Origin of the sequence: Spirillospora sp. NPDC052269 (assembly GCF_040679435.1) — a bacterium.
Classification (GTDB): domain Bacteria; phylum Actinomycetota; class Actinomycetes; order Streptosporangiales; family Streptosporangiaceae; genus Spirillospora.
This window is the reverse complement of record NZ_JBFAUU010000015.1, coordinates 232,142-240,698: the sequence shown is the minus strand read 5'-3', so window position 1 is coordinate 240,698 and position 8,557 is coordinate 232,142. Positions and strand designations below refer to the sequence as shown.

Annotated in this window: 11 protein-coding genes; 5 read left to right on the top strand and 6 right to left on the bottom strand. The window is 71.4% G+C overall.

Annotation, left to right across the window (positions count from 1 at the left end):
* The 5 genes from AB0L06_RS30595 to AB0L06_RS30575 form a co-directional block, all read right to left on the bottom strand.
* Window positions 1–887: ABC transporter substrate-binding protein (locus AB0L06_RS30595; protein ID WP_500234583.1), on the bottom strand; the 887-nt coding region annotated here is incomplete at its 3' end.
* A 228-nt stretch (window positions 888–1,115) separates the two neighbouring features.
* Window positions 1,116–1,877, bottom strand: a complete 762-nt coding sequence (locus AB0L06_RS30590) for an NRDE family protein (RefSeq protein ID WP_500234582.1) — start codon at window positions 1,875–1,877, stop codon at window positions 1,116–1,118.
* 33 nt (window positions 1,878–1,910) lie between these two features.
* Window positions 1,911–2,702, bottom strand: a complete 792-nt coding sequence (locus AB0L06_RS30585) for an SCO1664 family protein (RefSeq protein ID WP_500234581.1) — start codon at window positions 2,700–2,702, stop codon at window positions 1,911–1,913.
* Between the two features lie 67 nt (window positions 2,703–2,769).
* Window positions 2,770–3,321, bottom strand: coding sequence for a DUF3090 domain-containing protein (locus tag AB0L06_RS30580; RefSeq protein WP_500234580.1), 552 nt, complete (start codon window positions 3,319–3,321; stop codon window positions 2,770–2,772).
* An 11-nt stretch (window positions 3,322–3,332) separates the two neighbouring features.
* Window positions 3,333–4,028 (bottom strand): histidine phosphatase family protein, encoded by a 696-nt coding sequence (locus tag AB0L06_RS30575; RefSeq protein WP_500234579.1) that lies wholly within the window; start codon window positions 4,026–4,028, stop codon window positions 3,333–3,335.
* A 75-nt stretch (window positions 4,029–4,103) separates the two neighbouring features.
* Here AB0L06_RS30575 and corA point away from each other — a divergent pair, with 75 nt between their 5' ends.
* The 5 genes from corA to AB0L06_RS30550 all read left to right on the top strand — a co-directional run bounded on the left by corA (window position 4,104) and on the right by AB0L06_RS30550 (window position 7,460).
* Window positions 4,104–5,075: a magnesium/cobalt transporter CorA gene (gene corA, locus AB0L06_RS30570; RefSeq protein WP_500234578.1), complete on the top strand. Its 972-nt coding sequence runs from the start codon at window positions 4,104–4,106 to the stop codon at window positions 5,073–5,075.
* 230 nt (window positions 5,076–5,305) lie between these two features.
* The gene (locus AB0L06_RS30565; protein WP_500234577.1) at window positions 5,306–5,542 is read left to right on the top strand and encodes a hypothetical protein; all 237 of its coding nucleotides are present in this window, start codon (window positions 5,306–5,308) and stop codon (window positions 5,540–5,542) included.
* Between the two features lie 719 nt (window positions 5,543–6,261).
* Window positions 6,262–6,468, top strand: coding sequence for a hypothetical protein (locus AB0L06_RS30560; RefSeq protein ID WP_500234576.1), 207 nt, complete (start codon window positions 6,262–6,264; stop codon window positions 6,466–6,468).
* A 193-nt stretch (window positions 6,469–6,661) separates the two neighbouring features.
* Window positions 6,662–6,940 (top strand): hypothetical protein, encoded by a 279-nt coding sequence (locus AB0L06_RS30555; RefSeq protein ID WP_500234575.1) that lies wholly within the window; start codon window positions 6,662–6,664, stop codon window positions 6,938–6,940.
* A gap of 115 nt (window positions 6,941–7,055) precedes the next feature.
* Window positions 7,056–7,460: a hypothetical protein gene (locus AB0L06_RS30550; protein ID WP_500234574.1), complete on the top strand. Its 405-nt coding sequence runs from the start codon at window positions 7,056–7,058 to the stop codon at window positions 7,458–7,460.
* Between the two features lie 171 nt (window positions 7,461–7,631).
* On the opposite strand, the gene AB0L06_RS30545 is transcribed toward AB0L06_RS30550, so the two are convergent.
* On the bottom strand, window positions 7,632–8,450 hold the full coding sequence (locus AB0L06_RS30545; RefSeq protein WP_500234573.1) for an undecaprenyl-diphosphate phosphatase: 819 nt from the start codon (window positions 8,448–8,450) through the stop codon (window positions 7,632–7,634).
* Window positions 8,451–8,557 lie beyond the last annotated feature (107 nt).

Here is an 8,557-nt window from a genome sequence, read left to right as displayed (position 1 = left end):
CCGGACTCCATCTGCTGCTGGACGGTCTCGGGCGAGTCCTGCCCCATCGTGATCTGGACGCCGTCGGGGTTCTGCTCCCGGATCGGGTCCGAGTCGGCCTTCCAGGCGGTGTTCTTCGCCAGCGTGATCTGCTTGTTCGGCTGGTAGGAGGTGATCTTGTACGGGCCGTCGGAGATCGTGTGCGTCCGGAACTCCGGGCTGTCCGGGATGAACTTGTCGTACTCCGCGGGGGCCGCCGCCGAGAAGGTCAGGCCGAGGATGTTGGTGAAGTCGCTGGCCGGGTTGACCAGCTTGACGACCAGCGTCTTGTCGTCCTTGGCCTGCAGGCCGGGCACCTGGTGGCCGTTCTGGTAGGCCGCGATCGCCGCCGGGCTGGTCGCGCTGACCTTGGAGAAGCCGTCGCAGTACTGGCTGAAGCCCTGGATGGTCTCGGTGTAGTACGCCATGCCGCCGGACGGCTTGGCGGGGTTGCAGATCCGCTTGATGCCGCGCACGAAGTCGCCCGCGACCACCGGGCGGACGGGACTGGTGTCCCACTGCATGCCGTCGCGCAGCTTGATCGTGTAAGTCCTGCCGTCCTTGCTGAGCCCGCCGTTGCCGGTCGTCGGGATCTCCGCGGCGGCGTCCGGAACGACCTTGATCGCGTCGTCGAAGTTGTCGGCCGCCTTGACGTTGAACAGGTTCCGCGAGAACTGGCGGGCCAGCAGGTTGCCCCAGGTGGTGTAGACGCTCGAGGTGTCGATGTGGTCCGGGTCGGACGATCCGACGACCTTCAGCGTCCCCCCGGCGGCGCCGCCTCCCCCACCCCCGCCACCGCACGCGGCCAGTCCGAGAGCGGCCGCCCCGAGCCCCGCGGCGATCACCGTCCCCCGTCGTCGTGCTGCCATCTGCACTTCCCCCGCTCTGCGTGACGACCTGGGCGCGTCCTCGCACGGTCGGCGGCACCGCGTGCGGCCGACGAAGATCGCGCTAGGTAGCGAAGTTAGCACCCAGCGTCATCTCGTCGCGTGCGCGACCCTCGAAAAGGTCCCGCGCGCCGCCGAGCGGTTCGCGGCACGCGCCGGACGGCCTCATTCCGGACACGCCGGAAAAGGAGGCAGGCGAAGGGAGGTGGGTCAGAGGATGGTCGTCCAGGCGGACGGGTCGCCGGGGCGGGCGGAGAAGTCGTAGCGGACCAGGTCCGGTCCGAGCCCGATCAGGCTGATCGAGGTGGTGCCCCAGACGCGGCCGGGTTCGAACTCGTGCAGCGGGAGCAGCGTGCGCTCGTCGGTGCGGGCGAGGCCACCGCCCTCGAGCTCCGCCAGCCAGGGCGCCCAGTCGCGGGCGTCGCCGCCGGGGCGCGGCTCGGGACGGGGCGCGGCGGCCAGCACCGGACGCAGGTGGGCGAGGCGGGCGTGCATGAAGGCGTCCTCGACGACGCCCTCGCGGTGGCCCTCGCCGTTCAGGCCGTTGTTGACGACGATGTGCAGGCCGGGGCCGAGGTCGCGTTCGGTGTACCCGGCGCCGTCCCAGCTCCACATGCGCGCGCCGTCCGGCTGGACGCCGAGCAGGAAGAACGGGTCGTAGGCGGGCAGGTCCAGGTCGCCGGGGACGCCGTCGGCCGCGACGCGCAGCGGCAGGTCGCCGCGGGAGCGGCGCCGGTCGTCGGGGGCGAGGGGGCCGCGACCGTTCAGGACGGTCGCGGCGCGGTGGGCGCCGGGGTCGACGGCGAGCCAGGTGCCGCCCGCCCTGCGGTCGCGTCCGCCGAGCAGCCGGGGGCGGTCCGGCCAGTGGCGTCCGGGCGGTTCCCAGGCCCGGGCGAGGAACTCGTCCCGGGCGCCCACGAGGAGCACCGGGACCGGGGAGGCGGGGTCCACGCTGACGATCGCCGTACACATGGGGCCCATTGCAGCATTCGGCCCCAAGGGCGATTAAAGCGGGGGCCAGGGAACGGCGGGCCAGTCCTCGGGCGGGTACGGGTGGATGCGGTGCTTGAGCATCAGCTCGACTCGGCGGCGCGTCGCGTCCACCTCGTCGGCGGTCAGCAGCGCGCCGAGCCGCTCGCCGAGCCGCCCGGACCGCAGCGACGCCTCGACCCGGCCGAGCGCGTCCAGCGCCTCGGCGGTCAGCGGCTTGCCGCGCCACTGCCACAGCACCGTGCGGAGCTTGTAGTCGACCGAGAAGCACACGCCGTGGTCGCAGCCGTAGACGTGGCCGTCGCCCGGCGGGAGCAGGTGGCCGATCTTGCGGTCGGCGTTGTTGACGACCGCGTCGAACACCGCCATCCGGCGGATCGGCTCGGCGTCCGACCGGGACAGCGCGACGGTGTCGGTGTCCGGGTCGGGCTCGACCCACAGCTGCACCATGCCGACACCGTACGGCCCGTCGCGGTGCACGGTCGGCGGGACGGTGTGCCAGCCCATCGCCTGCGACACCTCGTAGGCGGCGACCTCGCGCTCGGCGAGGGTGCCGTCCGGGAAGTCCCAGAGCGGGCGCTCCCCCGCGACCGGCTTGTAGACGCACGCGGCCCGCACCCCGTCCCGCTCGACCGAGCAGTACAGGGTCGCGTTGGACGCCTGGACGAGGCGCCCCTCGACGGTGAGCGTCCCCTCGGTCAGCAGCCGCTCGGCCGCCTCGGTGTCCCGGGGTGACACGCCCCGGGACCCGGCGGCCCCGCCGCGGTCGTCGTCGGCGGGCGTGCGCCCCCGTGAAGCCTGCGTCATACGTCCATTCTCCAGGGCCGGGCGGCCATGATCCAGCAATGCGCGGCCCGGATCCGCGCCGCGCGCGTCACCCCAGGTAGCCGTTCTGCCGGGGGCAGACGTGGCCCTCGGCCGACAGCGGCAGCCCGCACAGCGGGCACGGCGGACGGCCTGCGGCGACGACCTTCAGGGCGCGCTCGGCGAACGCGCGGGCCTGCGCGGCGCTGATCCGCACCCGCAGCACCGCGATCGCCGGGTCCGGCTCGCCGACCTCGGCGTCGTCGTCCTCCTCGCCGGTGGCCTCCTGCGCCTCGATGACGACCCGCTCGTCCTCCGGGTCCCAGGCCAGGGCCATGGTGCCGACGCGGAACTCCTCCTCCACCGGCTCGTCCAGCGGCTCGTCGTCGCGCAGGCCGTCGGGGGTCACGGCGGGCACGTGCGCGGTGCCGCCGCTGCGCCGCAGCACCTCGTCGAGCAGTTCCGACAGCCGCTCGGCGAGCAGGCTGACCTGGAACTTCTCCAGCCCGACACTGGTGACGCGGCGGCCCTCGCGGGCCTGCAGGAAGAACGCTCGCCCGCCGGGCTCGCCGACCGTCCCGGCGACGAAGCGGTCCGGCAGTTCGTAGGAGATGACCGGCATGACACCAGACCCTACGCGCCGCCGCCGACCGGCGCGTCACCCTCCCGGCCTGGCGCGTCGCCCGCGGGCCTCGGCAGCAGCGAGGCGACCTCCCCGCCGGTGTCGTTCAGCCGGACCAGGAACGGCCGCAGCTCGGTGTAGCGGATGGCGGTGAGCGACGCCGTGTCGGCCTGGATCCGCTGGAACTGGTCCAGGTGCAGGCCGAGCGCGTCGGCGACGACCGCCTTGATGATGTCGCCGTGGCTGCACACCAGGTAGACGGCGTCCGGGCCGTGCTCGGCGGCGATCCGGGCGTTCCAGTCGCGGACGGCGGCGACCGCGCGGCGCTGCGCGTCGGCGAGCCCCTCACCGGCCTCGCCGGGGAACACCACGGCGCTCGGGTGCGCCTGGACGACCCGCCACAGCGGCTCCTCGGCGAGCTCCTTCAGCGGACGGCCCGTCCAGTCGCCGTAACGGACCTCGCCGAAACGGTCGTCCACCTCGACCTTCTCGGTCCCGGTGCGCGCGGCGACGGCCTCGGCGGTCTGCAGGCACCGGTCGAGGGGGCTGGAGACCACGGCGGCCAGCGGCGTCCCGGCGAGGCGTCCGGCCAGGTCCTCGGCCTGCGCGCGGCCGTGGTCGTCCAGCCCGAGGCCGGGGGTCCAGCCGGCGAGCACCGGTCCGGTCAGCGCGGTGCGGCCGTGCCGCACGAGCAGAAGGGTGGTCACAGCGAGCACTCTACGAGAGCCGTCCTTTTCCGCGAAGCCCGCATATTCTTCACCGTTTGCGCAACAATGCCCGGCATGATTGTGGACAAGGCCATCTACGCCGACGGTGTTCGCACGGACATCGACGGCGACATCAGCGACGCGTTCGACGCCGCCCGCGAGCGGGGCGACTGCTTTCTCTGGATCGGCCTGTTCGAGCCCAGTGCCGAGGAGTTCGAGCTGGTCAAGGACGAGCTCAAACTGCACCCCCTCGCGGCCGAGGACGCGGTGTCGGCGCACCAGCGGCCCAAGTTGGAACGCTACGACGACACCCTGTTCCTGGTCCTGAAGACGCTCGCCTACGACGAGGCGACCGCCGGCGTCGAGGTCGGCGAGATCATGCTGTTCCTCGGCCGCGACTTCGTGGTGACCGTCCGGCACGGCGCGGGGAACCCCCTCGGCCCGGTGCGCGAGCGGCTGGAGTCGGACGCCGAGATGCTGGACCGGGGGCCCACCGGCGTCCTGTACGCGGTGTGCGACGAGGTCGTGGACCGCTACGGGATCGTCGCGCACGAGGTCGAGCGCCAGATCATCGACCTGGAGCGCGCGGTGTTCGACCCGCACGCCAATGACGTGACCGAGCGGATCTACTCGCTCAAGCGCGAGGTGCTGGAGTTCCGCGGCGCCGAGGACCCGCTCGTCCCGGTGATGGAGGAGATCGCGCGCGGGCGCGTGACCGAGTGCCACGGCGTCCGCGAGTACTTCCGCGACGTCCTGGACCACCTGCTGCGCGTCGACACCCAGGTGGACGCGCACAACGAGCTCCTCAACAGCGTCCTCAGCGCGCACCTGGCCCTGCTCGGCCAGCGGCAGAACGACGACATGCGGAAGATCTCGGCGTGGGCCGCGATCGTCGCCGTCCCGACAGCCATCGCGGGCATCTACGGGATGAACTTCGACCACATGTGGGAGTTGCACACCCACTACGGCTATCCGATCGCCATCGCCGTGATGGCCGTCATCTGCCTGATCCTGTTCCGCATCCTCCGCCGCAACCGCTGGCTCTAATCGCGTGGCCTCCGGGTGAGTGGCGCCTGCGTGGGCGGCACGGAGCGGGCGCGGCCCCCGGCCCGCCCGGATCCCCTCCCTCCGGCGACACCTCCCACCGATCCCCTTCAGCGGGTTGACCAGCGGATACGCAGGGAGAATTCGCATGCCGACCACATGTGGCCACTCTGGGTAATTGATCAATCACGCTTGGTAAGGGTCAGCGTACGACCCTTCATAGGAGGAGCGACATGCTCACCAAGCTCATATTCACCACGGCCGCCGCCGGCGCACTGGTCGCCGGCCTGTCCGCCGCCCCCGCGCTCGCGTCCGCCGAGCCGGGCCGCGCCGCGCAGACGGCCCCGGCCACCGACACCCGGCCGTGCCGCCACTACGACTACTGGTGCTACCACCACGGCCACCACTATGGCCACTACTACGGCCATCACTACGGCCACTACTACGGCCACCGCTACTACAGGCACTGACCTACCGAGGCGCGCCCCGCTCTTCCCGGAAGACGACTTCCGGGAAGAGCGGGGCGCTCCGTTTCCTCACCCACCGACCGCCGGTGCCCCGCACCGGCTTTTGGCGGTCTCGGCCATCGTCGCGTCGGCGAACTCCAGGCTCCAGCTCGTCCGTGAGAGGTTTGCCGTGCCCGCGGACTACCGCTTCAGGCAGGCCTTGACCTCGGCGCCCGCATACTCGTAGCCGCCCCTCTCCGGGCGCTGCGCCAGCGGATTTACGGATCACTGGCCTGAATATGGATCATGTGGACGTCTGTGATGCATGGACCTGCGGGTATCTGGGTTCCGAACACCCAAGGAGTCCCATGATCTTCCGAATTCGATCTGTCCGCACCTGCTCCATGACGATGGCGGCGGGCGCCTTGCTGCTCGGCGGGGGCGGGGTCGTGTCGGTCCAGACCTCCGCATCCGCCCAGGAGGCCCCGACGGTCCCCATGTCCGCCAAGTGGGCGAACTGCTGCGTCCACACCTGCAAGAAGTGCGCTCCGCGCAAGCCAGGCCGGCGAGGGCCACAGGGGCCGCCAGGGCCACCGGGGCCGCCAGGGCCACCGGGACCGCCAGGGCCACCGGGACCGCGAGGCGCACAGGGACCGCCAGGCCCGCAGGGGCCCGCAGGCGAGCCGGGGCGGGAGGGAGTCATCGGCTGGGAGGTCGTCCAGCAGCAGTACACGAATCCGCCGTTGTCGGCCGTCCCCCAGAGGGCCATGTGCAGCCCGGGCAAGCGGGTACTGGGCGGCGGGTACTCGATGCCCGACGGATACGCGGCCGCCAACTCGTCCCGGCCGGCGGGAGCCGGCGGCTGGGAGGTCGTTCCGCCTCCCAACTACGGCTCCGCGTTCGACTTCACCGTCTATGCGATCTGCGCCTTCGCCGACCCGGCCGTCTAGCCCATGGGCCGGATTCTCTCGCGAGGGGGCCTGGCGGCTCGCCGGCGACGAGAGGCCCGAGCGGGTTGACCCCTGGCCCACCCTCACATATTTTCCGGAAATTTCTGGGGATTACCGGCTAGGCAGCGAGGGGCACCGGGAGGACCATGAGGGCACGGCCCTCTCGGAACGGGTCCCCCTCAAGGAGTCAGGCATGGCGGCACCGATCGAGACCAAGGTGACCGCCGCCAGCGGAGCGAGTCTGGTGGCGGGTTTCGTCGTCGGGTGGCTGGTGTTGAAGCTGCCCGAGCTGTCGTCGATGGCGGCGCCTCTGCAGGCGCTCGTCACGGCGCTCGTCACAGCGGGGTTCACGTTCGGGGCGGGATGGCTCGCCAAGCACACCCCGCGCCCCGAACAGCCCGTCCCGGCGGGCGATCCAGCGCCTCCGGCACCTCCGGCCGCGCCGCCCGCCGCGCCCCCTTCAACGGGCTGACCAGCGGCAACTCCGAAACAATCTACGATATGGCCGCATGTGGCCACTCTTGGTAATCGATCAGTCACGCTTGGTAAGAAGGCTCCTGTACGACCCTTCATGGGAGGAGCGAGAAATGCTCGCCAAGCTCATACTCACCACGGCCGCCTCCAGCGCGCTCGTCGCCGGTCTCGCCGGCGCCCCCGCGTTCGCGGCCGGGCCGCAGCCGGCCAACCGGCCCGGCCATCACGCCACGACGAGCCACAGGCAGATCCAGAAGTCGCGTCACGTCGTGGCTCCGGGGCACGCCACCCGGCAGGGCCGGGCCGTCGAGGTCTCTCAGCCGTGCGGCTACTACAGCCGCTGGTGCTACGGCGGCGGCTACTACGGCCACCACCGCTACTACCCGTACTACCACCACTACTACCCGTACTACCACCGTTACTACGGTGGTTACTACGGCCACCACTACTACGGTGGCGGCTACTACGGGAACTACGGGCACTACGGCCACATGTACGGCCACCGCTACAGCCGGTAGCACGGTCGCATAACGAGGCCCGCATGAAGCCCTGCCCTCCCCGGGGGTCACCCCGGGGAGGGCAGGGTCTTCGACTTTCCACGAGTGTTCACCGGCCGTTCACCGCGCGCGGCGGCTCCGGCGGCGGATGGGACGCCTCTCCGGTGGTTCCGGGGTGGCGCCGCGGGCGGATCAGGTGGCGGAGACCGCCCCGGCGGCGAGCAGGCCCAGCAGGGCGCCGCCCAGCGCCACCCGGTAGTACACGAAGAGCATCATCGAGTGCTTGACCAGGTACTTCAGCAGCCAGGCGATGCAGGCGTAGCCGACCACGAACGACACCACGGTCGCGATGACCGTCGGCATCCAGGCGAGCCCGCCGTCGAACGCCTTGCGCAGCTCGAACAGGCCGGACAGCACCACCGCCGGGACCGACAGCAGGAACGAGTAGCGCGCCGCGGCCTCGCGGGTGTAGCCGAGGAACAGCGCGCCGGTCATGGTCGAGCCCGACCGGGACGAGCCGGGGATCAGCGACAGGCACTGGAAGGCGCCGATGACCAGGCCGTCCCTCAGGTTGAGGTCGGCGACCTCGCGCTTCCGGGCCCCGGCCCACTCGGCGATCATCAGCACCAGGCCCATGATGATCAGCGAGGACGCGTTCAGCCACAGGTTCCGCGCGCCCTTCTCCACGAAGTCCTTGGTGGCCAGGCCGATCACCGAGATGGGGATGGTGCCGAGGCCGATGTACCAGCCCATCCGGGCGTCCATGGTGGGCCGCAGGGCCGGGGTCCAGAGGCTCTTGGTCCAGGTGGTGATGATGTTCACCAGGTCGCGCCAGAAGTAGATGATGACCGCGAGCATGGTGCCGAGCTGGATCACGGCGGTGAAGGCCGCGCCCGGGTCCTCCCAGCCGACCAGCTTGGGGACGATCAGCAGGTGGCCGGAGCTGGAGATCGGCAGGAACTCCGTCAGTCCCTGGACGATGCCGAGCACGGTCGCTTCGACGACGTTCACGATCGGTGGTTTCCCCTCGGGACGAGCGCGGGACGGCGGGTCGGCCGGGCGGGACGGCGGCGGTTTCGGCGGCGTCCGTCACGGCCCCCCGGGCCCGGTGATCGGGC